This window comes from Psychrobacter urativorans (assembly GCF_001298525.1).
Taxonomy (GTDB): Bacteria; Pseudomonadota; Gammaproteobacteria; order Pseudomonadales; family Moraxellaceae; genus Psychrobacter; species Psychrobacter urativorans_A.
Window position 1 is genome coordinate 2,565,892 of sequence record NZ_CP012678.1, and the last position, 24,846, is coordinate 2,590,737.

The following is a 24,846-nucleotide window of genomic DNA, read 5'->3' on the forward strand; positions in this document are numbered from 1 at the left end:
GTAAATAAAATAATTTTGCCAGCGATTTTAGCACACTCGGCTAAGCTCTTGGCAAACGATATGCTTGGGTGGGTATTATTCAGCATGGTAAGTAAGTATTAAGAGTAAGTATTGAAAGTAAATATTATGAGTAAGTACTGTAAGTTAGCTATTCTGAAAAATAGTGGACTCTATAATCTAATTGGTTAAAATATTCGCATCCGTCTTATCGAGCTTATCTTGTATCAGCGGATTGGATTCGATGACTTGTACGGGAAGATATTGTAGCTGTAGCTTAATAGGTAAGTAGTTGGGAAAATTATCATGTATATCTTGAGTAATTGACGCCTCAATCTGCTGCACATCATAAGCGCTAGGCGTTGTTTCTCCACGAATAACGGCACGAATAATCTGCTTGCCATCTGCTTTGTCAAATTGTGTATTGGTCAGTACATTACCCTTGCTTTCAAAGTAACTACTAATCGTCTGTTTAACATGATTCTCAAAAGTCTGCTGCCGAGCACTGGTGTTTAAATTGATCGTGAGATAAACACCCAAACCAATCAATAATAATACAGTGACCGCATTACGTCGCAGAAAGGTGAAAAAGGTATTTGATTTATAATCGTCATCAACCAAACGCCTAAAACCTAAAAACCATAACACCATCGCATTGGTAAATTGAATCGCAATAATATTCGTAATGGCCAATAGTAGCGCCCCCAAACCAAGTTGCCCCTCGCCATTGGCAAATAAAATACCACTTGCGGCTAGTGGTGGTACCAAAGCGGTAGCAACTGCAACCCCAACGACGGCTACAGAAAGATTGGGGGAGACCATGGCATAAGCACCCGCTGTACCGCCAGCAAGCGCTATCATAAGATCCATAGAGGTTGGCTGAGTACGTGAGAGAACTTCAGCAGTAAGCGGCTCGCCTTGATGTAACCAACCAACGATATAGCCTACAAATATGACCAAAGATATGCCTGCCGCAACGGTAAATAGCGACTTACGCAGCAACGGCATTCGATAATCAATAATCGCTAGTGCAACCCCCGTAATCGGTCCTAGCATCATGGCAACGAGCATCGCCCCAATAACTACTGCTACTGAATTGGCAATCAGTCCATAACTGGCAATAATGGCGGACAGAAAGTTCATCACAAAGTACATTTTGCTTGGTAGCGCATTGGCTTCAATGGAAATCCGTACTTCAGGATAATCTATTTTTTTATGGTTGAATTGTTCCGCTACGAACTGCTTATACGACTCAAGTTTGGCTTCTTTTTTTTCTATTATTTTTTCTACTACTTTTTCTTCCTCTTTTTCGAGGATTGCTGTTTTTGGTGTTTCATTCTCTTCATCAATATCTTGAGAAGCGGTATCTTGAGCTGCGTCGTTAGTGGGTGACGCTGTATAAAGATTTTCTTTAACCACCACTTCTTCAGGCTGACTGGCATCCTCAAGCTGAAGGTCGCTATTATTTTCGTGTTGAGGTTCTGAGTTGAGCACTTTGATAGCGATTTGGGTTTCAGGATTTGGGGTCTCTAACGTAGCGATGGCAATATCGGGGCTTGGTGACGTTAGGGTTATCTTAGGTTCAGGCATCTGTGTTTCTGCAGTTTCTGCATCATTATCGTTATTGGCATTATCAATTTTTTGATTCATATCTTCTGCCTCTCCCGTACTTGACACAGAATCAGTAGCATTGCTTTCAGGCGTAGCAATGTGATTTTGACCATTTTGATTGTCTTTTGCAGAAGGTAATGGCATGGCAATAGGTCTTTATCAAGAAAATAAAAGTAAGACTCTATTGTAAGGATAAATGAATAAAAACCTAACATTTATTGAATAAGTATTTTGAATAACGCGTATCGGTGGCGTGATAGCATTTATGAGGACATTAAGAAGAGAAATACGAAAAGGAGAGAAATACGAAAAGGAGGGATAATAAACTAGAGAAATCGACGATTTTTGCAGGACCTCAACTAACTCCATAATATTATCATGGTTTTAAACGAAAGTCAGTCACTATAAATAGCCAACGCGTCTACAAGAAAGGCTTACTATTGGTATGGATATAGCGTATAAAGGTGTTATACCCACACATAATATGAGGATTACATCATGAACTGGCCACTATTCTCTGTCATCTATTCAATAGCAGCAACCGTTATCACTGGTGTGTTGATGATTACAGCACTGTTATCTCCATTTAACCAAATTCCACATATACAAATGGCAGTGGCGGTTGGTATATTAATCTCTATTCCTGTTGGGTTGTTTTTCACCAAAAAAGTGGGCAGTATTACCGGCAATGAGGAAGGTTATAAAGTTTAAGGCATCGTTTATTGATACATTTGGCGCATAATCATTAATGATTTAAACGCAAAAAAGACCTTTTAAAAGGTCTTTTTTTTGATTATAAAAATATATTTAAACGACAGTCACTATTTTAGCTCAACTGTCGCGCCATTTTCGATATTGGCATACACTTCTAGTACGTCCCAGTTGGTCAAGCGGACGCAGCCTGCTGATGCTTGGCGGCTAATGCCTTCAGGTTTAGGTGAACCGTGTAGACCATAAGAAGGTTTAGACAATCCCATCCATACTACACCAACGGGGCTATTTGGACCTGGTGGTAGCATGTGTACTTTTTTCTGATCGCCTTCACCAACGGTGGCTTTATACCAAGGCATTTTTACTTTATTCACGATTTTAAAGGTGCCTTGCGGTGATGGCGTGCTGTCACTACCGACTGTGGTTGGATAGGTGGCGACCAGTTTGTCACCATTATAGGCGTATAGCGTTTTATCTGCTTTACTAGCGACCACACGAGTGATGCGTTCTTTTAGCGGCGCACGCGTGTTAAGGACGGTAATCGTCTCGCCTGCTTTATAGCCTTTATTTTTATTTAACTTATCAAGGTAGCGTACGTCCATATGGAAGCGTTCACCCAGCATCTCTTTGATATCTTGATAATACAAACCTTTCATCTTAGACTTTTCTTCTGCGCCTGCTGGAGTCACCGCAAAATTAGTATTGATATCTTCATCAGTCAAAGTGTAAGTCACCAAAACGGGCTTATTAGCAGGAATGTTCTTATTAAGGGCATCCCATGTTGCTTGATCCATTTTACCGGTTGCTGGCAAGCCTCTCATATTTTGAAAGTTAATCAAGGCTTTTTTGCTGTTCATACCCCAACCGCCATCAATCGCGCCCGGAGAAGCATGATTCCAATCCAGCAAGGCTTGCATTTTGATGGTCATTGCTGAGTTGACGTTCATGTTCGGCGTCCACGTCGCCTCATTTACTTGCTTGGCATAGCTTGAGAGATTCAGCGTTGTGTGTTTTTTACCATCGATATCGGCGATACTTTTGATGGCAGCGTCGTTGCTGGCATCTTGAAGTTGTCCGGCATCAGGTAATGCAAAACCCTGTGAATCAGCTGAGTTAAAAGATGCGGAGCTGCTCGGATCAGCGACCACTTGACCGCCACTGATGTCATCAGACTGTCCGTCTTTGCGCGTTAACTCTTCAACGCTCATATTATCAGCGGCAAGTTTAGGCTTATTCGCAGGTTTGGCTATAGCAGCGCTACTACTGGTTGTTGAGCGGTTACGATTTTCCTGAATTTCAAGGCTAGTTTTTACAGCTAGACTAGGTAGATTGTTTACAGTGCGCACTGGTAAAGTGCGATTACTATCAATAGGTGCGGCAAGAGCGCTGATGCTGATAGTAGCACTCAAGGCAGTGATTGACATAGAAATAATAAGTGGCTTTATTTTCATCATATTGAGTCACAGTTGAAGGTTATAATGGGGCTATTATGCGCATAATTCGGGCGCTTCGCAAATTTTTGATACATCTTTTTGTAGTGATATAACGTTAAGTATGAGTTGCTGACGTATCGAATACAATTTGGCAATGATTGGGTTATGCTCTATCTGCAATATTGCGTCAGGCTTGATTTAGTAAGTTTTGAATAAGGTCATACAGCGAGCGAATAAGTGCCGTATGAAGTCCTCGTAATAGGATAAAAGTAGCTTTTATTCAAGTAAATATTTGAGTAAGTCTTAAAGTAAATTCTACAGTTATTGGCGCTGCATAACGTTTATGTCTATAATGCGCTAACCGTATTTTAATTAACCAATTAGCATGTAACCAATGAGCATGTAATCAATAAGGTGAGTTATGTCAGAACACCAGACTATCAGTGCAGAAGATTTTCAGAATCAATATTTTAGCGGTCATGATTCGCATGAATTTGATGTTGATTTAGATAGTGACTCAGCATCGGACGAGACTGGATTGCTCACTGAGCATACCCAATTTGCTAATTTGCATGCAGAACTCGAGGAAGCTCGTGAGCAGTTATTTAGTATTCGCGATTTTATCCGCTTTGGTGTCACGCAATTGCGCAATTATGAGGTAGTGGTAGCGCAAGGAACAACCGACGAATTCGCTGAAGCCTCAGCCATTGTCATGCATTCTTTATCGCTAGATTGGTCGGCTGATGAGCAAATCTTGGACTGTCGTTTGACGTCCTCAGAAAAGCAGGCAGTATTGGCATTGTTAGAAGAGCGTATTGCTGAACGTAAGCCACTAAGTTATTTGATTAATTTAGCCTATTTTTGTGATTTGCCATTTTATGTGGATGAACGCGTCTTAATTCCACGTTCACCTATTGCTGAGCTGATTCAACAGCAGTTTTATCCTTATTTTGATGCCAATGAGTTGGCAAAGCCACTTGGTAAAAAGGGCACTGAGCAGGCGTCAAAATTCTATGAGCATGGGTTAGAGGTGATGCAATTGTCACAGCCTGAGCGCATTTTGGATATGTGTACCGGTTCTGGTTGTATTGCTATTGCACTGGCAACGCGTTTTGTCGATGCATTGGTTGATGCTGTTGATATTGATAAAGGCGCGTTGGAAGTGGCAATGGTCAACGTTGATCATCATGACCTAAATCATCAAGTGAATGTGATTGAGTCTGACTTATTTGCCAAGCTTCCACCTGAGCATCAATATGAGCTTATCGTGACCAATCCACCGTACGTGGATGCGGCGATTATGGCAGACTTACCACCTGAGTTTTTATATGAGCCTGAGCATGCGCTAGCCGCTGGTCAAGATGGACTGGACTTGGTACATCGTATTTTATTTGAAGCGGCTGATTACTTAAGTCCAGAAGGCTTACTGATTTGTGAAGTTGGTGATAGCGAGTGGGCATTGAATCAAGCATACCCTGATATTCAGTTTGATTGGCTTAAATTTGCCAATGGTGGTCATGGCATATTTGCGATTACGTTTGATGAATTAACCGCACACCGTAACTTATTTGCGCATTATGTACAGCTATTAGACAATAGTCAGTAATAGCGTTTAATAGTAGTCATGGCTAATGAGTGATGACTACTTATTTATAGAAAAACGAATAATAAATACCAATCGATATCTTTTACCCGTTTAAGGACAAACATGTCAGGCAATAGTATTGGAAAACTTTTTTCTGTGACCACTTGCGGTGAGTCACATGGGGCAGGCTTGATGGCTATTGTCGATGGCGTGCCGTCTGGTTTGGCATTATGTGCTGAAGACTTGCAAATCGACTTAGACCGTCGTAAACCAGGCAGCTCAAAATACTCAACCCAGCGCCGTGAGTCTGACGAGGTGGAAATTATCTCTGGCGTCTTTGAGGGTAAAACGACGGGTACGCCAATTGGTTTGCTCATTCGCAATACCAATCAGAAATCGAAAGATTATGGCGAGATTAAAGATACCTTTCGCCCTGGTCATGCCGACTATACTTATAGTATGAAGTACGGTTTTCGTGATTATCGTGGCGGCGGGCGTTCCTCAGCACGCGAAACGGCAATGCGTGTTGCTGCGGGCGCGATAGCTAAGAAATACCTGTTTGAGCGTTTGGGTGTCCAAGTCCGTGGTCATGTCACCCAAATGGGTTCTGAGCATTGCAAAGAGATTGAGTCTAGTGAAATCGATTGGGAGTTTGTGAATAGTAACCCGTTCTTTTGTGCGGATAAAGACGCGATTGTACGCTTTGAAACCTTAATAGACAGCTTGCGCCGTGAAGGTACCAGCTGTGGCGCGCGCTTAGAAATTATTGCCAGTGGCGTCCCTGTCGGATTGGGTGAGCCTGTTTTTGACCGTCTCGATGCCGATATTGCCCATGCTATGATGAGTATCAATGCCGTTAAAGGCGTTGAAATCGGCGATGGTATGGCAGTCGCTGAACAATTTGGACATAGCGCCCGCGATGAGATGACACCAGATGGCTTTACCGCCAATCATGCGGGTGGTATTTTGGGCGGAATCTCTTCGGGGCAAGATATTCGCGTCAGTATTGCACTCAAACCCACTTCTAGTATCACCACTGCGGGTAAAAGTATTAATGCTCAAGGCGAAGCGGTCGATATGTTAACCAAAGGTCGTCATGATCCTTGTGTTGGTGTACGAGCCACGCCTATTGCCGAAGCCATGCTTGCCATCGTATTACTAGATCACTATCTGCGCAATCGTGGGCAAAATGCTGATGTTGTGCCACCTATAACAGCTATTGTGCATTAGGCTATTAATCTATTAATAATGACTAGCCCTTTATTGCTCTTCAATTTAGAGTTGCAAAGGGCTTTTTTATATCTATAAAGTTTTAAAAAGGATAACCAATGAGTAAATATTTAGATGCCGTTATTGTCGAACACAATCCTACGAAAAAAGAAATCAAACGCGCAGTTATTTGGTTGCATGGCTTGGGTGCTAGCGGACATGACTTTGAATCCGTTGTACCGGAATTAGGCTTGGCAGATGATATTGCCGTACGTTTTATTTTCCCTCATGCTCCCGAGCGTCCAGTGACTATCAATGGTGGCATGGTGATGCCCGCATGGTACGATATCCTAGAGATGAGTATCGAGCGTAAAGTTGATGTCAGTCAAATTGAAGAGTCGTCGCAACAAATTCGTGATTTAATCGCCCGTGAGATAGAACGCGGCGTGGCAGCTGAGCATATTGTCATTGCTGGATTTTCGCAGGGTGGGGCAGTCGCCTATCATGTAGCATTGGGCTATCCGCAACGTTTAGCAGGTTTGATGGCGTTGTCTACTTATTTAGCCACTAATGACCATATAGATTATAGCGCTGCTAATCAAGCCATGCCAATATTGATTGAGCATGGTACTCATGACCCCGTTGTGCCCGTTATTCTAGGTGAGCAAGCTCAGCAGCTATTATTATCTAAAGGATACAATGTTCATTGTCAGACTTATCCAATGGCGCATCAAGTGTGTATGCCACAAATTAAAAGTATAGGAAAGTGGTTAAATAAAGTATTATCGTGAAACGGTGCATGATATAAGTAAGGATAACGTGTAACGTGATGTAATAACCATGAGTAATGGGTTGTCACGTAGGTCATTATTCCTATATAATGCGGCTATCAATTGGGGATGTTCTGGCTTCGACGCTGGTAATGAAACTTAATGATGCATGTCGAGAGTATATGTCCTCTCGTTAATCAAACATATATTGTTATAGTCGCAAACGACGAAAATTACGCTCTAGCAGCTTAAACCCTGTTTACTTAGTAGCTGATCACCTATAGTCGGTCAACTAAGTTGAAGCGTCCGCATGTAGGATCGCCACAAGGGATTGTCTCAATCGCTTGGGTTCAAAAGTAGAGAATCGTCCAATCCATCCTGACTGTCGGATCGGTGCGGATTAAAGCCAAAGACAGAAACTAAACATGTAGATTCATGAGCGTAATGCTGGCGGACGCGGGTTCAACTCCCGCCATCTCCACCAAACAACGATAAAGGGCTGACCGTCATAGACTGTTAGCCCTTTATTTTGAGTGTTTTTCAGGTAAAGAGTGTTATATTATGTTGAGCGCATATAATAGAACGATGCGTTATGATTGGTTAAACAAAGAGTTGTTTGCTAATTTAAACCAAGTTCGTCAGCAACCTGAAGATTGGTGATACCACTACAATCAAGAGCCCCTGAACATGGGCAATGTTGGCTTTACGCTAATACAGAAACTAAACCACTCAGCTTAATTCTATTTGATAAGTGTCTTATGGTTGGGATGATTACCATTGCGTTTGCTAGTCATACTATTGTTCTTCTTTAGGTTAGTATAACCTCTTAATAGATGTCCAGTTATAAAACGCCAAGACAGATATGGTTTGACTTTTACCGTCGGGCTGCGTAACCAAAGTCTTCCAAGCTAATGTCTACGGTATTGACAGCATAGGCCACAAAAATAGCGAACGTCTAATCTTTAAGTTCTCACACCAAAAGATCACGCTCGCTATGCCTGGCACCATGCTCAAAGATGAAAACTGGACTAGACTAAGACCTATCTTACTAGAACTGAGTATTTATGACAAAGGAAATCTGAGACAAACAGTTGAAGGTATCCTTTATCGGATGCGTGTTGGTTGCCCTTGGCGTGACTTACCCGAGTATTTTGGTAAGCCTAACACCATCTACAAAGCTTACCAACGCTGGTTTCGTAGTAATAAGCTTATTGCGCTATTTGCTTTATTAATAAAAGACTCAGACTGCGAATGGGTTTTTATTGATGGTACTCATATTAAAGCGCACCAACATAGCAGCGGTGCTCATGATAACCCTATTACTTTTCTCTTATCAGATGGCACCACACATGATGTGAAGGTAGCATCAGATTTAATCGATAAGATGGATTTAAGCGACACCGTGATCGTATGTGCCGATAAGGGTCATGATTCTGAGGCGCTACGTGCGCATATTAAGCAAGCTGGTTGCGCCAATAATATTCCTCGCAAACAGAATACGAAGTCTACCAACGAGCATATGGACTGGGACTTGTACAAGGCTCGACATTTAGTAGAAAACGCTTTCGCTAAGTTAAAAAACTATAGAGCAGTTGCCACTAGGTTTGATAAGCTCAAGCAGAGTTATGAAAATACGGTAGCTCTCGCTTGTGCTTATCTTTGGTTGAAGTTATGAATGTTCAACACGCCCTAATAAGAAAGGTCATCGTATCCTATCGCTGCCACACTATAGCTCTAATCTAAACCCTATCGAGAAGAAATGGGCACAAGCTAAGTTTCTACGCCAACGCTGGATGGAAAATAACTTAAATAAACTATTTTATGATATTGGCTGTATCGATTTTATCTTGAACTTATTATATAGTAACAACTATCACTAGCTTTGTACTCTGATACGAGTCAAAAAATCAGCGCTATACCATTCTTGTTCAGAAAGCGACCTTCTACCCTTATCTTCCCAAGGATCTAGTACGATAGCATCAATAACATCACCACGCCCATGTTGGTCTCCTACATACCGAAGAGAAGTCAATACCATTGAGTGTCCCATAGTACTTATAATTAGTGGCATATCATTAGATAAGTCTTGAGCTGCCATTATGTGATTAGCAGCATAAGAGTCACCTGTAACATAAAAGCCATGACCTCTTAAATCCATCCAAGGATGGTTTAAGTTCATAAGTATTTGTTTAGGAGTTCCTATATCGTCAACTAATCCTCCCCAAGTTTGCTCAACTAACGTTTCTTGAGAGACGTTCAAACCATAATAAAGAAATACCATACCTATACAGGCCGCCCAGCACCATTGAGTATTCCTTTGATCTTTTGCATTGATAAAAGCTAGTCTAGTATCTATAAGTGTGTCCTGCTGGTTAGATGGATTATAGTTGATAAGAGCTGATGCATTACCACTCATACCCATCGCACCAATCGCTAAAGATCCTGAACCAACTTTGAGGAAATTTCGTCTGTCCATGGCAACATCTCCCTTATTATAAGCTTAAAAATATAAAACATTATTAGTCATATTTTTATTGAAATATTAAGAAAACCTAACTATTGATAATATGATCCATATAAACGCTTGATTAGCGTAATAATATTCGTTTAAACGAATATATATAATTATTGAATATCCGCTTAAAAGAATATATATGATTATATAGTAATATGCTCAAGACTAGACAATTATTAGTAAATAAAAGTTAGAATATTTGTAAACCTCTTGCAAAAGTCAAATATTAAGCTCGAAATTAACCAATCCTGCGGACTGATCTATGCTGAAGAAACTGTAGAACCAAATTTGGTAAACTAAGTATATTAACGGGAGTTTATCATGACTAAGAAAGTCAAAATCTACGGTGCAGCTTGCAAAGCTGAGGACATCAAAAAGATAGCAGTAATAAAGGTAATATTTCAGCGACTGTAAAGCAGCTATGTATAACCATGCAGACCTTATCTAACTGGCAAAACAAAGCGAATGAAGGCAAGCTTATAGGTACTAAGCAATATGATCCTGAACTCATGGCCATGATAGAGGAGAATAAAGGTATTAAACGTGATCTCAAGGTTGCTCAGGATGAGCGAGACATTCTAAAAACACAGCGTACTTCGCGAATGAGGAACGTCACTAAAACAGTCTAGTAAACTGTTTTAGTGACGCAAGACGTAGGGCTATACCCACAGTGACAGTTGATGAAGTACATTTTTATCAAGGATAACCAGAAAATATTTAGTACTACCTGCATGTCTCACGTATTAGATGTTAAGACATCAACTGTAGTAGCATAATAAAATTGGACAACTGCTAAGAGGTTATACTAACCCAAAGAAGGAAAATAGTATGACCAACAAACGCAATTAATATACCCGAGAATTCAAATTAAAAGCTACCAGCTTAGTCGTTGATCACCACCGTAAAATAGCTGATGTGGCAAATCCACCTTACAGAAATGGCTGAGCTAATATCGTCAAGAAGTAAATGGCCAAGTACCTACACCTGGTAATTCCTTAACGGATGAGCAGCGAGAGCTACAAGAACTGCGCAAATAAGTTAAGCGACTTACCATGGAGTGCAACATTTTAAAAAAGGCTTCTTCTCTGCTGACATTGGACAGCCTGAACGCCAGCTTGCAGAGCAAGACAAACAGGTCAGTAAAAGCCTTCTGTGTAAGCTGTTTAGTATGACAAAGAGTATTTATTACCATAGAATTTAGCCAAAACCAATCAGCCTTGACACTGTTAGGTACAAGGCGTTAATCCGTCAAATATTCAACGACTCCAACTGCTCAGCAGGCGCTCGTAGTATCGTTGCCATACTAATGAATGTACATAATATCAAGCTGACTCGCTATATGATAGGTAAGCTGATGGTGCAAATAGGATTTAAAAGCTGTCAGTTAAAAAATCACAAATATAAGTACGCTGATGACGCGCATAAAACACATGAGAACCTATTGAACCGCACATTCAGCCCCACTGTGCCTAATCAAGCCTGAACAGGTAATGTTAGTTATATTTGCATTAAAGACGGTTGGTATTATCTAGCGGTGGTCTTAGATTTATATGCCCGTTGTTTGGTGGGCTGTAGCGCTGCAGATGGCGTATCAGACCCGCCTGAAACTAAATGATGTGTGTTTCATTCCGATCAGGGAACCCATTACATCAGTAAGATATTCGCTGACTGTGACGGTACGACACAAAGTATGAGCCATCGCCGAATAATTACTTGCATAGCCTTTCGCCTTGCACTCGGGCAAAGCAGTGCTTTGCTAATCCTCGCTCATGGGACAACGCCCAAACTGAACGCTTTCTTAGAAACTTTAAAACACAATGGATGCCAAAAGGTGGGTATAAGAATATCTGTGAGACTAAAAGCGCCATTATTGATTATATCTGAGGCTATTATCTACCCGTGAGACCGTACCGTTTTAATAATTACTTAATACCGCTAGAGAAAGAGAGACACTGCTTTAATAAAAAACTCTTATCGGCTGTCCTAAATTAGTTGAACACTACACTTAACCCTCGAAATTAAAACACTAAAGCACAAGACAGTCTTAATATGGTAATCTACTAACTATTACCGACTGACTAAGCCAGTATCACGCAGTAGTAAACGTACGGCTTCGGCTGCTTACCGTGTTGATGTTGAGGCTAAAGATGATCGCACCTGCAATGTACACGCCTATAGTAAGCGCAACGGTGTTCTAGCAAAGTAGTTATACATACCTAATAATGTAAAAACACATCAAGCGAAACTGTGGAATTTAGCGGAGATAGCAGAGACCCGCAAAAATAGCCGTACCGCTAGAGAAATTGTCATTAATCTACCGCATGAGCTAAGTAATAGAGCTCTTACAAAAGTACCAATTCATTGACTTCCAATGATGGATTTACAAGGGCTAGCGATGACTTTTGCGAGACGCTTAATAAAGAAAAAGCGCGAGCCGTCTATAAGTTGATGAGGCATTTGGTCAATAAATATGGCTTTGCTGTTGATGCTTTCACACATGAATCGGATGAAAGGGTATCAACCGTAATTACCATACCCATTTGCTGCTAACCACCCGCAAACTAGAACTATCTAGATAATTGACGTATGGCCCTAACTAATAAATCACAGATGGAACTATCAAACATCCAGTTAAAAGACTTAGAGCTACCTAGAGCACAAGATGAACTCAAAGAGTTACGCAAAGAATGGACGACTATTGCTAATCGTCAGCTACAAAATGTATGGTCTGAAGCATGTATAGACCACCGCAGCCATGCAGACCGTAGATTAGACTTACTACCTATTGAAAAATTACGCTGGGAAGGATCAGCCATTGAGCGTAAAGGTATTAAAATCGCTATAGGCGACTACAATCGCATAGGTTGAGAATTTAAGAACACCATCAATGATGGTTAAGGTGCTTGATAAGCATATCAAGTAGGCAAAAGAAGTGTTACAAATTGACGCGATTGGTAAAAAAGATCGCCGTACCGCCACCTGAATATGAAAAAGAAGTAAATACCGCCAAGCAGCCTTCTATCATCGAGGGACAGACAGTGAATCAAGCCTTGGATATCTAACATAAATACGATCAGTTGGTTACACAAAGATGTGAACAGATAAGAGAGCAGCAAAGAAAATATATTAAAGCGGATATGAATAAGCTTGCAAAAGAATACGAAAATTTAGCTAATAGTAAGGCTTTTTTCGGCAACGATAAGCGTAAAACACAAACCGATGCTCTTGGTATATAATATCGGCAAGAGAAGCGAGAGTTTCAGCGCATTGCAAAGTGGCATTTTAAAATGGATTCTCAGTACAACATTCAATAGATAAATCCACAAGACCATGCCAAGCACGAACAGACATCTGAAGCGCTCATTCTTCATACAGATGGGACAAACGAGACGCTATTATAGGGCGACAATATATCGTTGAGATAATCGCTGTTAATCGGCTTGGCCTCATATAATAAACTTCGATAGGTGAAAAAATCTACCATAAACTAGACAGGTTTTAGGCACTACCTAACGAGGGCGATATCGTTGAGATTAGCTACAATCTTAAATATAACGCGGAACTGCAAGCACCCAATAAAGAGAGTTTTGAATACCAGAAAATGTATGCAGAATATCAGTGTCAGTATGATAAGGATATAGATCGAGTTATGATTCACTAATGTTATTGATATGCACATATTTAAAGATAATGGTGAATATTTGGATAAATAAACTTCTGTTAAGCATACTATTACCCACTTTAATTTGCCATTATCCTTAGACAAGTATCTATCAGCCATCCATTTTGTTGTTGAATCGACGTCTGATTTTAATTGCGACTCATAAAATGCCCCTTAACTCCGTAATTATTCAATATACTAATTGGTTAAGTAATATATTGATAAACAGGGGGGCAAATAACTGACAAGAATAAAGAGTATTTTTATGAACCATATTTATCGTATCGTCTTTAATCGCTCGTTGGGTGTTTATCAATGCGTGTCTGAGATTGCTAAAACACAAGGTAAGTCATCTGGTCGTTCAGCTATCACCAATAGACGTGTTGGTTTTAGCCTACGTGTCTTGTCGTTATCGATACTCAGTGTATCAGCATTAGGGACAACCACCAGCGCTTTAGCAGCGATTTATAATAATGGGTTGACCACTAATCTAGGAGCCAGCTATAGCGTTTCTGCTGCTGGTGATGAGGTCAGAGGTGTAAACACGGTTGTAAAAGCGAATGCATTATCGATAAGCGAAACTCGTTTACTTGTTACTGATAAAGGTAATATTGAAATAGCTAACACTGTAACGATGGATAGAGACGCTGCCTTAGAAATCAAAGATAACAGTATGTTAACCGCTGATAGATTATATGTAGGTACTGAGGGCAGCAATAACAACCTTAATATATCTACTAGTGGTCAACTACAAGCGAATACAGTTTATCTTGGTGAGTATATAGGTAGCAAAGGTGATTTAACGGTTACCGGTAGCAACTCGCAATTGAATACTGAATCTTTGCGCGTCGGAAACTACGGTAAAGGCAATACCACCATTGCCAACGACGGATCTGTCCAAGCGAAGACTGTTAGTCTTGGGCATAAAAACACTGGTGAAGGTGGTTTAATCGTTACCGGTAGCAACTCGCAACTGACTACTGGTGAGTTATTGATTATTGGACGTTACGGTAAAGGCAGTACTACCATTGCCAACGGCGGATCCGTCAGAGCGAATACAGTTTATCTTGGTGAGTATATAGGTAGCAAAGGTGATTTAACGGTTACTGGTAGCAATTCGCAATTGGAAACCGAATCTTTGCGCATCGGAAACTACGGTAAAGGTAGCACTACCATTACCAACGGGAGTTCTGTCCAAGCGAAGACGATTAGTCTTGGGCATAAAGACACTGGTGAAGGTGATTTAATCGTTACTGGTAGCAACTCGCAATTGAATGCTGATGAGTTATTGATTATTGGACGTTACGGTAAAGGCAGCGCCACTATTGCCAACGGTGGATATGTCAGAGCGAATCTTATTGATGTTGGTGTGTTAGCCGGTAGTGAAGGTGACTTAACCGTTACTGGTAGCAACTCACAACTGAATACTAATACTTCGTACGTCGGACGTGCAGGCAAAGGAAGCGCAACGATTGCTGACGGTGGGTCAGTCCATACTCAAGATGTTTATCTTGGTTTTTTAGCAGGAAGTAAAGGTAATTTAACCGTTACCGGTAGTAATTCGCAACTGAGTACCGATAATTTGTACGTTGGAACTACTGGCAAAGGAAGCGCAACGGTTGCTGGCGGTGGATCAATCCAATCACAGGTTATCTATCTTGGTAGTAAAAGCAAGGGGGAAGGTGACTTAACCGTTACTGGTAGCAATTCACAACTGAATACTAATATTGCGTACGTCGGATTTGGTGATAAAGGCAGCGCCACCATTGCCGATGGTGGATCAGCCCAAGCAAGTGAAATTTATCTTGGATTTTTAGCCGGTAGTGAAGGTGACTTAACCGTTACTGGTAGCAATTCACAACTGAATACTAATATTGCGTACGTCGGATTTGGTGATAAAGGCAGCGCCACCATTGCCGATGGTGGATCAGCCCAAGCAAGTGAAATTTATCTTGGGTTTTTAGCCGGTAGTGAAGGTGACTTAACCGTTACTGGTAGCAATTCACAACTGAATACTAATGGTTTGCAAGTGGGTAATCAAGGTAAAGGTAAAGGCACTTTAAACATCACTGACAACGGACAGGTTAAAACCAGAAGTATTGGCAGAGGTAGTGATTCTAAATTATCAGTGATCAACTTTGATAATGGCACCTTAGAGTTAGCCGCTAATCAGCCCGCACTGTTCAATAACTTCACCAGCGCAAACACCATTAACCTTGCGAGCGGTGGCGGTACTATTGACACCAATGAGTTTGATATCAGCGTATTCAATGACGCCAGAATCACTGGCAGTGGCAACTTCACTAAAATGGGTAGTGGTAAACTGGCCATGAACAGTGCCACTAAAGCGTGGAGCGGCGACACCGACATCAACCAAGGTACCTTGCAGTTAAATGGCGATTACAACATGCGCAAGGGTGAAGTATTAGCGATTGGACTGAATACGCTGACCGACTACGGCCAACTTAAGGTGACGGGTAGTGCTGATATCAGTCAAGGTAAGCTGCAAGTGAATGCCGCAGACGCCGTACAAGTCCTAACCGGTAATCCTGTATGGAATAATGTCGTATCCGCCAATAGTCTTACTGGTAAATTTGCAGCCGTTAATGACAACAGTCCATTGGTCAGCTTTGTAGCCGACTATAGCGATGCTAATAGCGTGCATTTAAAAATGGTGCGCGATGCCACTTTTGTGGATGCTATTGAGAGCGAAACTAGCCAAACTGCGTTAGGTCTATCTAGAATGTTAGATTTATCCACCACCGATCGCTTGGGTAATAACGAAAATATATTGTCTGATAGCCTGCTCAGCGAAAACATTAGCTTGGATCAGTTCAAGCTTGCAGCACTAGATCTTGCCGGTGTCTTAGACGAAGCAATTGAAGATAGGGTCAACAATGGTAACAGTGCGCTTGCAGATGCACTCATTACTAACACGCTAAGTTTTAATAAGCCAAAGCTTGCAGCAGCGGCCAATGAATTACAGCCACTATTGATGGGTGCCACCAACCGGATCATCACCGACAGCAACTACGCGACCACGGAAGCTATTATCGAACGCAGTCTCACCAATCCTAATCGTGGTGTATGGGCGAAAATTATCGGTAGTGACAGCAGTCATGACGAAGAAGATGGTATTGCTGGTTATGATGCAAGTAGCTACGGTGCCATCGTTGGTATTGACAGCCCCATTAACGACAATCTAAACCTTGGTGTTGCGTTCTCTTATATCGACAGTGATGTCGATAGCAATAGCCGTGCCCTTGATCATGAAATGAAAACTAAGAATTGGCAAATACTTGGGTATGGTAATTACGCAGCGAGTGAAGCCACTCAGGTGAACTTCCATGCCGGTGCCGGTAGCAGCGATGTTAAAGGTCAGCGTCATATTACAATATTGACCGACGCCACCGCTAGCTCTGACTATTCTGTTGATACCCTACAGGCAGGATTTGGTATCGGTCATCGTATCGGTAATGAGTTACGTAACTTCACCCCATTTGCACAAATGAATTATGCTCGTGCTGAAAGTGACGGTTATCGTGAAACCGGTGCTGGGGTTTACAACCTAGATGTAGATGAGAATACGTACGAATCGCTACGCTGGACAGCTGGTGTAAAAATGTCACAAGCACTGACGCCTAAATTAGCGCTCACAGGCCAGTTAGCAGCAGCAATAGAGAATGGTGATCGCCGCTCTGATATTACTGCCAGCTTCATTGGTATGCCTAATGCGAACTTTACGACTACCGGGCAAGAGATTGGCCGTGAAATTGGTATTGTAGGTGTTGGTCTAAGCTATATGCCAACCGCCAATACGAAGCTGTCCGCAGGCTATCGTGGAGAGTGGCGTGATAACTACAATGATCAAGGGGCAAGTATTGCTCTGCAGACGTCGTTCTAGAGGGTAGTACGTTATAATCGATAGTCTTATCAAAGAAAAAGCTTGAACTCAGGTCAACTGGGTTCAGGTATTAGAAGACCTCTTGCAAAAGTCAAAGATTAAGCTCAAAATTAACCAACCCTGCGAACATCCTCATTTTTAAGTCATAATGCTTACGTCGATTGCGTTAACGCTGGGTCACAATTTTGAATAACTTAGCCAGACCTATTTTGTGCTCAACCAGAATACGACACTTCGCTAAATACTGATTTACTTGTTTACAGCAGTCTAATAGTTAACCACCTTTTGGTTTTTTAAAAGGTATGAAGGCTTGATTATGTAGGTTTGCAATACCTTGGTAGCCTCTTTCTGCTAAGTGGCTGGTGTTTACAGGTAGCCAATCAGGGCAGGTCTGCTGGTAAAGATTAAAGTCATGTACAGACCCTTTGAGTGTTTGAACATCGAGTATTAGACCCGTTCGCCAACGCACGATAACTTATATTTTTAAGTCATGTTGCTTTCTTTTTTTACTGTAGTGGTCACCCTGTTATTTTGGACGCTCAATGGGATTTTCGGCTGCATCTATAATGACTGCTGGCCAGTTGGTATCATCAACATTACCTCGAGATAGTATTTTAGGTAAGTCAAATTGACCTAATTTAATAAGAATATCTTCTACTTTATGAAGGATACTACTGGCAGACGATTCATGAATAACGAAGTTCATACCAATGTGATAAAGCGTTCGATATTCACGATAATAGCTCAGTACTAGCATGATTTACGCCTGTAAGCTAAATTCACTTGGACGCCCCATACTGTTGCATCACTGCTAACATAGCGTTCAAGGTGGTTTTATGGATGCCTGTGTAACGTTTAAAACCTGCATTGTTTTGTATAAGTAGTTTTTTTATGTCGGGCATAGTAATAATCTGATTAAAAGTGATACGGTTACTCTGAGTCATGATGTTACTTTTGCAAGAGATCTATTGATAACTGTAAATTGGTAAACATGCAGCGCAAAGATGATATATGGAACACTAATAGGCTGATCATGACCATTGCTTACCATAAAGATTTAAATACCACCATCTTAATTTACGAATTCTGCATAATCTCTCTTCTTCCAGTATTTAAAATAGCTATACTTTTTCATCATAACTATAAGTATGTATAAAGCAAGTTATAAGCATGTAGGTAGAGATTTGAAGTTTTCAATTCTATTGTTTTTCCATCTTTATTAAGTTATTCACAGAAAAAATATAGGGTATGTCATCAATTAAGCCAAACGACACAAGAAACTAATTGAATCGCACTCAAGAAATGACTGGCTAACTTATCATAGCGAGTCGCAATCGCACGATACTGCTTAATCTTGGCAAAGAAGTTCTAGATTAGGTGCCGTGCTTTATAAAGTTGTTTATCAAAGTCTCTTGGCTGCAGTCGGTGACACTTGGACGGTATGAATGCATAGCCTTGTACTGATTTAATTCGTTCAATGACGCGTGCATCAGCATCATAAGGCTTATCAGCAAGCCAAGTTTTAGTAATACTGATATAGAGCAGTTTATCTGAGCCACATACGTCATGAGCTGCGCCACCCGTTAAATAAAAGCCAGTAGGATTGCCTAATGCATCTGTTCGAGTATGTATTTTAGTCATCAGCCCACATCGGCTACAACCAATGGCTTGATCCCTTTTTTTCCAGTACTGTGCTGATGAGCTTTAATAATAGTGGCATCTAGCATGGCGTATTCATCATCTGACTGTTCAGACAGCAGATTAAATATCTGCTCCCACACACCTTTTTTTGACCAACGACTAAAACGAGTATGAATGACTCTAAAGTCGCCGAAGCGTTCAGGTAGGTCACGCCAAGGTGTGCCTGTCTTATAGCGGTACAGAACTTCTTCTACAAAAAATTGGTTGTCTTTGGCGGTAACACCAACGTCACTTGGTTAACCTGGAAGAATGTCTTTAATTCACTCCCATTGGCATCATGTAGGGCATGTCGTCTTGTCATGGTGGTTGAACTCAGTTTATTAAACATAGAATTAGTATAACTTCTCCTAAAATAACGGTTCTAATTGATGACACGCCCTAATATTAGCCAATTAAGATTATTGATGCCTTGTTTATAATAGTAAAAATATTACACACAAAAAAGCCAGCAATAAGCTGACTTTTTTATTAACATTGAATCAGATATTCTAAAGATTACTCTTCAGAATAATCGCCTTCATTATCGTCTTCTTCTACTTGGTCATCGCCATCTTCAGAAAGAATGGTAACTAAGATAGTAGCAGTAACGTCATGATGAAGCTGAATATCAACATTATATTCGCCAACTTGACGTAACGCGCCTTCAGGAAGTTTAATCTCAGCGCGATCTACTTCTAGACCTGAGTTGGTTAATGCTTCAGCGATATCGCGTGTACCGATAGAACCAAACAATTTACCTTCATCGCCTGATTTAGCGCGCATGATAACATTAACGTCAGTTAATGCGTCAGCACGTTCTTGGGCAGCATCAAGTTCTTTTTTCTCTTCAGCTTCAAGTTCAGCACGACGTGCTTCGAACTTTTCAATGTTAGCTGCAGTTGCAGGTAACGCTTTGCCAAGAGGGATAAGAAAGTTACGTCCGTAACCTGGTTTTACATCGACAGTTTCACCGAGTTTACCAAGGTTGACGATACGCTGTAACAAAATAATTTGCATGAGTCATTCCTAGTTAACGGTTAACCCTGATGGTTATCAGTGTATGGTAATAGCGAAAGATAGCGAGCTTGCTTGATAGCAGTGGCTAGCTGACGCTGATATTTAGTAGACGTACCGGTGATGCGGCTAGGTACGATTTTACCATTTTCACTGATATACTGTTTTAGCAATTCTACATCTTTATAATCGATGTGAGTGATGCCTTCAGCAGTGAAACGGCAGAATTTGCGACGGCGATAGAAACGTGCCATGAGTATTCTCCTTTAATTAGTCTTCACTGTGGTCGTTGTCGTCATTATCGTTTTCACGACTGTCTGGACGACGAGTAGTTGCTTTGCGTGCGCGCTTTTCATCGGCATTCTTAGCTAACTGTGACTCTTCAGTGATCGCGTCGTCACGGCGCATGACTAGGCTACGAATGATCGCGTCATTATAACGGAACAGCTCTTCAAGCTCAGCTAAAGTCTCACCGTTAGTTTCAATGTTGAAAAGAACGTAATGAGCTTTATGAATCTTGTTGATTGGGTAAGCTAATTGACGACGACCCCAGTCTTCTAGACGATGGATGATGCCGTTATTGTCTTGAACCAGCTTGATATAGCGTTCAACCATACCGACAACTTGGTCGCTTTGGTCTGGGTGTACAAGTAACACCACTTCGTAATGTCGCATAATGGACTCCTTACGGATTAGTAGCTATCAACCCTATGTTAATAGCAAGGAGATCTATAAGGTAAGCCTAATCTCAAAATAATGAGAAATAAGCTTAGCTTATAAAGCGCCATATTATAACAGTAACTATCTATTAACACAAAGGGTTATCGATACGCATTGCTGAATAACTATAGAATGCTAGTGAAGGGCAAATAAAAAAGCAGCGGCTAAGCGCTACTTTTCTAGTGATATGACTTTTATCTTATTGTAGACATTTATTTTGGCTGTTTAGCTAATTGGCTATTATCAGCTTTTACCACTAAGGTTTTAGCCAGTTTATCATGCCAGCCGATATTTTCAGGGCTTTTAGATGCCATATAATAATGGATAGCAATCACGATAAAACCTAAAAAGCTGGTAAACGAAAACAGTAAGTTGTAAATAATAAACAGTAGTAGAGTGCGTATACCAATAAGCTTGATAAATGAGGGTAAGCGGTGGGTGGTTTGATCTACAACGCGAATACCAGTAAGCAGTTTACCAAGTGACTGACCGCGCAGCATAATAAATAATAGCTGTAAGGCAAATAACCCAAAAATCATCGCTTGCGACATCATTAGGGTGGCGCTTGGAATGTTCTCCATTAGCTTCATAGAGTATTGGTAAGCCGCATCCATATTCTGAATATTTTCAAACTTAGTATAGTCTATATTCATTTTGCTTAAAGCCATCACTAGCGGGATGATGGCTAACAAATAGAGCAAACCGTTAATCGCGGTTGCTAATATGCGCGACATGATAGGCGCGAGCACGACATTACCAATGATTTTATCTTTGGCAGTAATGGGCGCGGTATTTGATTTATTTAAGGAGACGTTACGAGCTGGGTTTTGTTGACGATTGGTCGTCATATCGATTTTAGTATTGTCAGCTGGGCGTTCCGGTTTTCCATAAAGTCTATCAATGGATACCTTTGTGCCATCCTGAGGGTTTGCTGCGTTTTGATTGGCATCAGAGTCTTCAGGAAAGATGGTGACATTATTAATAATATGGTCGTTGGTGCTAGAGGTGTTAGGTGTAGAGGTGTTGATAGGGCGATAAGCGTATTGATTACCCGTCAAGTTACCAAGACGCTGCCATTGATCTAATCCGTCATGCCATACCAAGTCCTCTAGTGTCACTTCACCAGATGCTAGCATGATATTGAGCTGATCTACATCATAAGGACCCGCTTGTACGTTATTTCGAGCAAGGAAAATCTGCATAGTTGCCTACATTCATTGAGAGTGATGTCTTATTGCATTATATTAGGATACGTTTGCTATTAACAAGTGTGCTTTATTAACACATTTAGTAAAGGTAAGAAGCAATTTTAGCATCCGCCATATACAACTTAGGGTTTGGCTGGTCACTCATCAGTATAAATGATGAATGGCAGACAAACCCCAATAACAGTATATTTTATTAAATATTTCTTAAAATATTTGACTGTAATGTCTTATTGCTTATGAATGATTACTTATGAGTAATCATTCATTATTGGACTTCTTCACCTGCTAAGAAGAACCAAGTATCAAGCACTGAGTCAGGGTTCAATGATACTGAGCTGATACCTTGTTCCATTAACCAGTAAGCAAAATCTGGATGATCAGAAGGTCCTTGACCACAAATGCCGATATATTTATCTGCTTTGCGACAAGCGGCAATCGCCATTGATAATAGCTTTTTAACCGCAAGATCACGCTCATCGAATAAATGAGAGATGATACCTGAGTCACGGTCAAGACCGAGGGTTAATTGCGTCAAGTCGTTTGAGCCAATTGAAAAACCATCGAAGTGTTCTAGGAACTCATCAGCAAGTAAACAGTTGGTTGGCAGCTCGCACATCATAATAACGCGTAGACCATTTTCACCACGTTTTAGACCATTTTTCTCAAGTAATTCAAGGACTTGTTTGGCTTCATCAACGGTACGAACAAACGGAATCATAATCTCAACGTTGGTCAAGCCCATGGTATCACGTACGCGCTTAAGGGCTTTACATTCAAGCTCAAAGCAATCGCGGAAGTTGTCAGAAACATAACGGCTCGCACCACGGAAGCCCAGCATTGGGTTTTCTTCTGATGGCTCGTATAATTTACCACCAAGCAAGTTGGCGTATTCGTTTGATTTAAAATCAGACATACGCACGATAACAGGCTGATCCATAAAGGCAACGGCTAAAGTTGAGATACCTTCGACCAACTTATCAACATAAAAATCAACAGGTGAGGCATAACCCGCAATGCGCTCATTAATAGCTTGTGCCACTTCGCGTGGTAAGCTGTTCATGTTTAGTAAGGCTTTTGGATGCACGCCAATCATACGGTTGATGATAAATTCAAGACGGGCAAGACCAATACCTTCGTTCGGCATTTGGGTAAATGAGAAGGCGCGGTCTGGATTACCGACGTTCATCATGACTTTAAAAGCAAGCTCAGGCATAGACTCGATAGAGTTGGTTTGTATTTCAAAATCAATTTGGCTCTCGTAAATAAAGCCTGTGTCGCCTTCGGCACAAGAAACAGTCACGTCTTGACCATCAACCAATAATTCGGTGGCATTACCACAACCAACAATAGCAGGGACACCAAGCTCACGCGCAATAATCGCTGCGTGACAGGTACGACCACCACGATTAGTGATAATTGCTGCCGCACGCTTCATTACCGGTTCCCAATCTGGATCGGTCATGTCTGAAACTAAAACGTCACCATCTTGTACTTTATCCATCTCGTTTAAGTTACTAACGATACGTACTTTACCTGCGCCGATACGCTGACCGATTGAACGACCTTCGCATAAGATTTTGGCATCTTTAGTATTAATGACATAACGTTCCATCACGTTGCTGTCTTGACGGCTCTTAACGGTTTCAGGACGGGCTTGGACGATAAAGATTTCATTACTATCGCCATCTTTTGCCCATTCGATATCCATCGCTTGACCGTAATGTTTTTCAATGGTCACGGCTTGCTTGGCAAGATTGGTCAGCTCTTCAGTAGTCAAAGAGAACTGCATACGTTCTTGCTTTTCAACATCAACCACTTTAACTGATTTGGCTGTGCTGCCTTCTTCGCCATAAATCATTTTCTTTTGCTTGCTACCTAGGTTACGGCGAATAATCGCAGGTTTACCATTAGCGAGTAGCTGTTTTGAGATATAGAATTCATCAGGGTTTACTGCGCCCTGTACGACCATTTCACCCAAGCCGTAGCTTGATGTGATAAAGACCACTTGGTCAAAGCCACTTTCGGTATCTAGGGTGAACATAACGCCGGCTGCGCCAGTTTCTGAACGAACCATACGTTGTACGGCAGCAGACAAGGCGACGCCTTCATGCTCAAAACCTTTATGCACACGATAAGAGATCGCGCGGTCATTATATAAAGAAGCAAATACTTCTTTAATAGCAATAAGAACGTTATCAATACCGCGAATATTTAGATACGTTTCTTGCTGACCAGCAAATGACGCATCTGGTAAATCTTCAGCAGTCGCAGAAGAACGTACGGCAACCGCAATTTCTTGACCATCGCTCATTTCTGCAAATGAATCACGCACTGCTTGCTCTAAATCTTTTGGTAATTCTTGTTCAACAATCCAGTTACGGATTTTTTTACCCGTCGCGGCAAGTTTAACAACGTCATCAACGTCAAGCGTTTTAAGCTCGCTATTGATTTTATCCAATAAGCCCGTTTCGTTTAAAAAACGGTAAAAAGCATTTGAAGTTGTGGCAAAGCCGCCTGGAACACTAACGCCCAAATCAGATAAGTGGCTGATCATTTCACCAAGTGAAGCGTTCTTGCCGCCGACCATCTCGATGTCGTCTTTTCCTAACTGATCAAGGTTAATTACGAGTGCTGTAGATTGCGCTGCCATGATAACTCCAGAAAATAAGGTTATTTATTAAGGATTATAACGGTCAATTATACCGCTATAGTTGGACAATTTCGAGTGCTTTAGTTAAATATTTTATGAAAAAGCTGAAAATGATGGAAAATTAACAAAGTTTATTGAAAAAATGGAGCATTGAGGTCAATGTTTTTATTGTTTAAGC

At 41.1% G+C, this 24,846-nt stretch carries 17 protein-coding genes, 1 other RNA gene and 3 pseudogenes; 11 read left to right on the forward strand and 10 right to left on the reverse strand.

Annotated elements, in window-relative coordinates; translation table 11 throughout:
* Positions 1-177: 177 nt before the first annotated feature.
* Entirely contained in the window at positions 178-1,752 is a 1,575-nt protein-coding gene (locus AOC03_RS11035; protein ID WP_062535980.1) for a DUF389 domain-containing protein, read from the reverse strand.
* A gap of 354 nt (positions 1,753-2,106) precedes the next feature.
* Here AOC03_RS11035 and AOC03_RS11040 point away from each other — a divergent pair, with 354 nt between their 5' ends.
* A complete protein-coding gene (locus AOC03_RS11040; RefSeq protein ID WP_062535982.1) occupies positions 2,107-2,319 on the forward strand; it encodes a hypothetical protein in 213 nt (70 codons plus the stop codon).
* Between the two features lie 110 nt (positions 2,320-2,429).
* On the opposite strand, the gene AOC03_RS11045 is transcribed toward AOC03_RS11040, so the two are convergent.
* The gene (locus tag AOC03_RS11045) at positions 2,430-3,743 is read right to left on the reverse strand and encodes a L,D-transpeptidase family protein (RefSeq protein ID WP_227514242.1); all 1,314 of its coding nucleotides are present in this window, start codon (positions 3,741-3,743) and stop codon (positions 2,430-2,432) included.
* A 430-nt stretch (positions 3,744-4,173) separates the two neighbouring features.
* On the opposite strand from AOC03_RS11045, the gene prmB reads away from it, so the two are divergent.
* The 6 genes and pseudogenes from prmB (at position 4,174) to AOC03_RS11070 (ending at position 8,991) form a co-directional block, all read left to right on the forward strand.
* Positions 4,174-5,358 carry a 50S ribosomal protein L3 N(5)-glutamine methyltransferase gene (prmB, locus tag AOC03_RS11050; RefSeq protein ID WP_062535987.1) on the forward strand — a complete coding sequence of 395 codons (1,185 nt, stop codon included), beginning with the start codon at positions 4,174-4,176 and terminating at the stop codon, positions 5,356-5,358.
* A gap of 102 nt (positions 5,359-5,460) precedes the next feature.
* Positions 5,461-6,567: a chorismate synthase gene (aroC, locus tag AOC03_RS11055; protein WP_062535989.1), complete on the forward strand. Its 1,107-nt coding sequence runs from the start codon at positions 5,461-5,463 to the stop codon at positions 6,565-6,567.
* Positions 6,568-6,665: 98 nt separating this feature from the next.
* The gene (locus AOC03_RS11060) at positions 6,666-7,337 is read left to right on the forward strand and encodes an alpha/beta hydrolase (protein ID WP_062535991.1); all 672 of its coding nucleotides are present in this window, start codon (positions 6,666-6,668) and stop codon (positions 7,335-7,337) included.
* Positions 7,338-7,441: 104 nt separating this feature from the next.
* Positions 7,442-7,800: a transfer-messenger RNA gene (ssrA, locus tag AOC03_RS11065) on the forward strand.
* An 89-nt stretch (positions 7,801-7,889) separates the two neighbouring features.
* A pseudogene (locus AOC03_RS12715) lies at positions 7,890-8,054 on the forward strand (integrase core domain-containing protein); the annotation flags it as partial.
* A gap of 256 nt (positions 8,055-8,310) precedes the next feature.
* Positions 8,311-8,991, forward strand: coding sequence for an IS5/IS1182 family transposase (locus tag AOC03_RS11070; protein ID WP_062535993.1), 681 nt, complete (start codon positions 8,311-8,313; stop codon positions 8,989-8,991).
* A gap of 201 nt (positions 8,992-9,192) precedes the next feature.
* Here AOC03_RS11070 and AOC03_RS11075 read toward each other — a convergent pair whose 3' ends face one another.
* Positions 9,193-9,792 carry a papain-like cysteine protease family protein gene (locus AOC03_RS11075; RefSeq protein ID WP_062535994.1) on the reverse strand — a complete coding sequence of 200 codons (600 nt, stop codon included), beginning with the start codon at positions 9,790-9,792 and terminating at the stop codon, positions 9,193-9,195.
* A 360-nt stretch (positions 9,793-10,152) separates the two neighbouring features.
* Here AOC03_RS11075 and AOC03_RS12875 point away from each other — a divergent pair.
* The 4 genes and pseudogenes from AOC03_RS12875 to AOC03_RS11090 all read left to right on the forward strand — a co-directional run.
* A pseudogene (locus AOC03_RS12875) lies at positions 10,153-10,595 on the forward strand (transposase); the annotation flags it as partial.
* Between the two features lie 1,499 nt (positions 10,596-12,094).
* Positions 12,095-12,196 carry a hypothetical protein gene (locus AOC03_RS13055; protein ID WP_420480460.1) on the forward strand — a complete coding sequence of 34 codons (102 nt, stop codon included), beginning with the start codon at positions 12,095-12,097 and terminating at the stop codon, positions 12,194-12,196.
* Between the two features lie 245 nt (positions 12,197-12,441).
* Positions 12,442-12,699, forward strand: coding sequence for a MobA/MobL family protein (locus AOC03_RS11085; protein WP_162199622.1), 258 nt, complete (start codon positions 12,442-12,444; stop codon positions 12,697-12,699).
* Between the two features lie 1,058 nt (positions 12,700-13,757).
* A complete protein-coding gene (locus AOC03_RS11090; protein ID WP_062535999.1) occupies positions 13,758-17,396 on the forward strand; it encodes an autotransporter domain-containing protein in 3,639 nt (1,212 codons plus the stop codon).
* Positions 17,397-17,922: 526 nt separating this feature from the next.
* On the opposite strand, the gene AOC03_RS12725 is transcribed toward AOC03_RS11090, so the two are convergent.
* The 7 genes and pseudogenes from AOC03_RS12725 to ppsA form a co-directional block, all read right to left on the reverse strand.
* Positions 17,923-18,153: a helix-turn-helix domain-containing protein gene (locus tag AOC03_RS12725; protein ID WP_157049319.1), complete on the reverse strand. Its 231-nt coding sequence runs from the start codon at positions 18,151-18,153 to the stop codon at positions 17,923-17,925.
* Positions 18,154-18,650: 497 nt separating this feature from the next.
* Positions 18,651-19,398, reverse strand: a pseudogene (locus AOC03_RS12595) (IS5 family transposase).
* Between the two features lie 194 nt (positions 19,399-19,592).
* A complete protein-coding gene (gene rplI / locus AOC03_RS11105; protein WP_062536002.1) occupies positions 19,593-20,093 on the reverse strand; it encodes a 50S ribosomal protein L9 in 501 nt (166 codons plus the stop codon).
* Between the two features lie 20 nt (positions 20,094-20,113).
* Complete coding sequence (gene rpsR, locus AOC03_RS11110; RefSeq protein WP_062536005.1) at positions 20,114-20,344, reverse strand: 30S ribosomal protein S18; 231 nt, start codon at positions 20,342-20,344, stop codon at positions 20,114-20,116.
* Positions 20,345-20,360: 16 nt separating this feature from the next.
* The gene (rpsF, locus tag AOC03_RS11115) at positions 20,361-20,765 is read right to left on the reverse strand and encodes a 30S ribosomal protein S6 (RefSeq protein ID WP_062536007.1); all 405 of its coding nucleotides are present in this window, start codon (positions 20,763-20,765) and stop codon (positions 20,361-20,363) included.
* Between the two features lie 257 nt (positions 20,766-21,022).
* Positions 21,023-22,012, reverse strand: a complete 990-nt coding sequence (locus AOC03_RS11120) for an RDD family protein (protein WP_227514243.1) — start codon at positions 22,010-22,012, stop codon at positions 21,023-21,025.
* 271 nt (positions 22,013-22,283) lie between these two features.
* Positions 22,284-24,668 carry a phosphoenolpyruvate synthase gene (gene ppsA, locus AOC03_RS11125; RefSeq protein WP_062536009.1) on the reverse strand — a complete coding sequence of 795 codons (2,385 nt, stop codon included), beginning with the start codon at positions 24,666-24,668 and terminating at the stop codon, positions 22,284-22,286.
* Positions 24,669-24,846 lie beyond the last annotated feature (178 nt).

Excerpts from the sequence above, each read along its gene's own strand:
- AOC03_RS11035 (WP_062535980.1), bottom strand. The coding sequence starts at position 1,752 with ATGCCATTACCTTCTGCAAAAGACAATCAAAATGGTCAAAATCACATT.
- AOC03_RS11040 (WP_062535982.1), top strand. The coding sequence starts at position 2,107 with ATGAACTGGCCACTATTCTCTGTCATCTATTCAATAGCAGCAACCGTT.
- AOC03_RS11045 (WP_227514242.1), bottom strand. The coding sequence starts at position 3,743 with ATGTCAATCACTGCCTTGAGTGCTACTATCAGCATCAGCGCTCTTGCC.
- prmB (WP_062535987.1), top strand. The coding sequence starts at position 4,174 with ATGTCAGAACACCAGACTATCAGTGCAGAAGATTTTCAGAATCAATAT.
- aroC (WP_062535989.1), top strand. The coding sequence starts at position 5,461 with ATGTCAGGCAATAGTATTGGAAAACTTTTTTCTGTGACCACTTGCGGT.
- AOC03_RS11060 (WP_062535991.1), top strand. The coding sequence starts at position 6,666 with ATGAGTAAATATTTAGATGCCGTTATTGTCGAACACAATCCTACGAAA.
- AOC03_RS11070 (WP_062535993.1), top strand. The coding sequence starts at position 8,311 with ATGCCTGGCACCATGCTCAAAGATGAAAACTGGACTAGACTAAGACCT.
- AOC03_RS11075 (WP_062535994.1), bottom strand. The coding sequence starts at position 9,792 with ATGGACAGACGAAATTTCCTCAAAGTTGGTTCAGGATCTTTAGCGATT.
- AOC03_RS11085 (WP_162199622.1), top strand. The coding sequence starts at position 12,442 with ATGGAACTATCAAACATCCAGTTAAAAGACTTAGAGCTACCTAGAGCA.
- AOC03_RS11090 (WP_062535999.1), top strand. The coding sequence starts at position 13,758 with ATGAACCATATTTATCGTATCGTCTTTAATCGCTCGTTGGGTGTTTAT.
- AOC03_RS12725 (WP_157049319.1), bottom strand. The coding sequence starts at position 18,153 with ATGCTAGTACTGAGCTATTATCGTGAATATCGAACGCTTTATCACATT.
- rplI (WP_062536002.1), bottom strand. The coding sequence starts at position 20,093 with ATGCAAATTATTTTGTTACAGCGTATCGTCAACCTTGGTAAACTCGGT.
- rpsR (WP_062536005.1), bottom strand. The coding sequence starts at position 20,344 with ATGGCACGTTTCTATCGCCGTCGCAAATTCTGCCGTTTCACTGCTGAA.
- rpsF (WP_062536007.1), bottom strand. The coding sequence starts at position 20,765 with ATGCGACATTACGAAGTGGTGTTACTTGTACACCCAGACCAAAGCGAC.
- AOC03_RS11120 (WP_227514243.1), bottom strand. The coding sequence starts at position 22,012 with ATGCAGATTTTCCTTGCTCGAAATAACGTACAAGCGGGTCCTTATGAT.
- ppsA (WP_062536009.1), bottom strand. The coding sequence starts at position 24,668 with ATGGCAGCGCAATCTACAGCACTCGTAATTAACCTTGATCAGTTAGGA.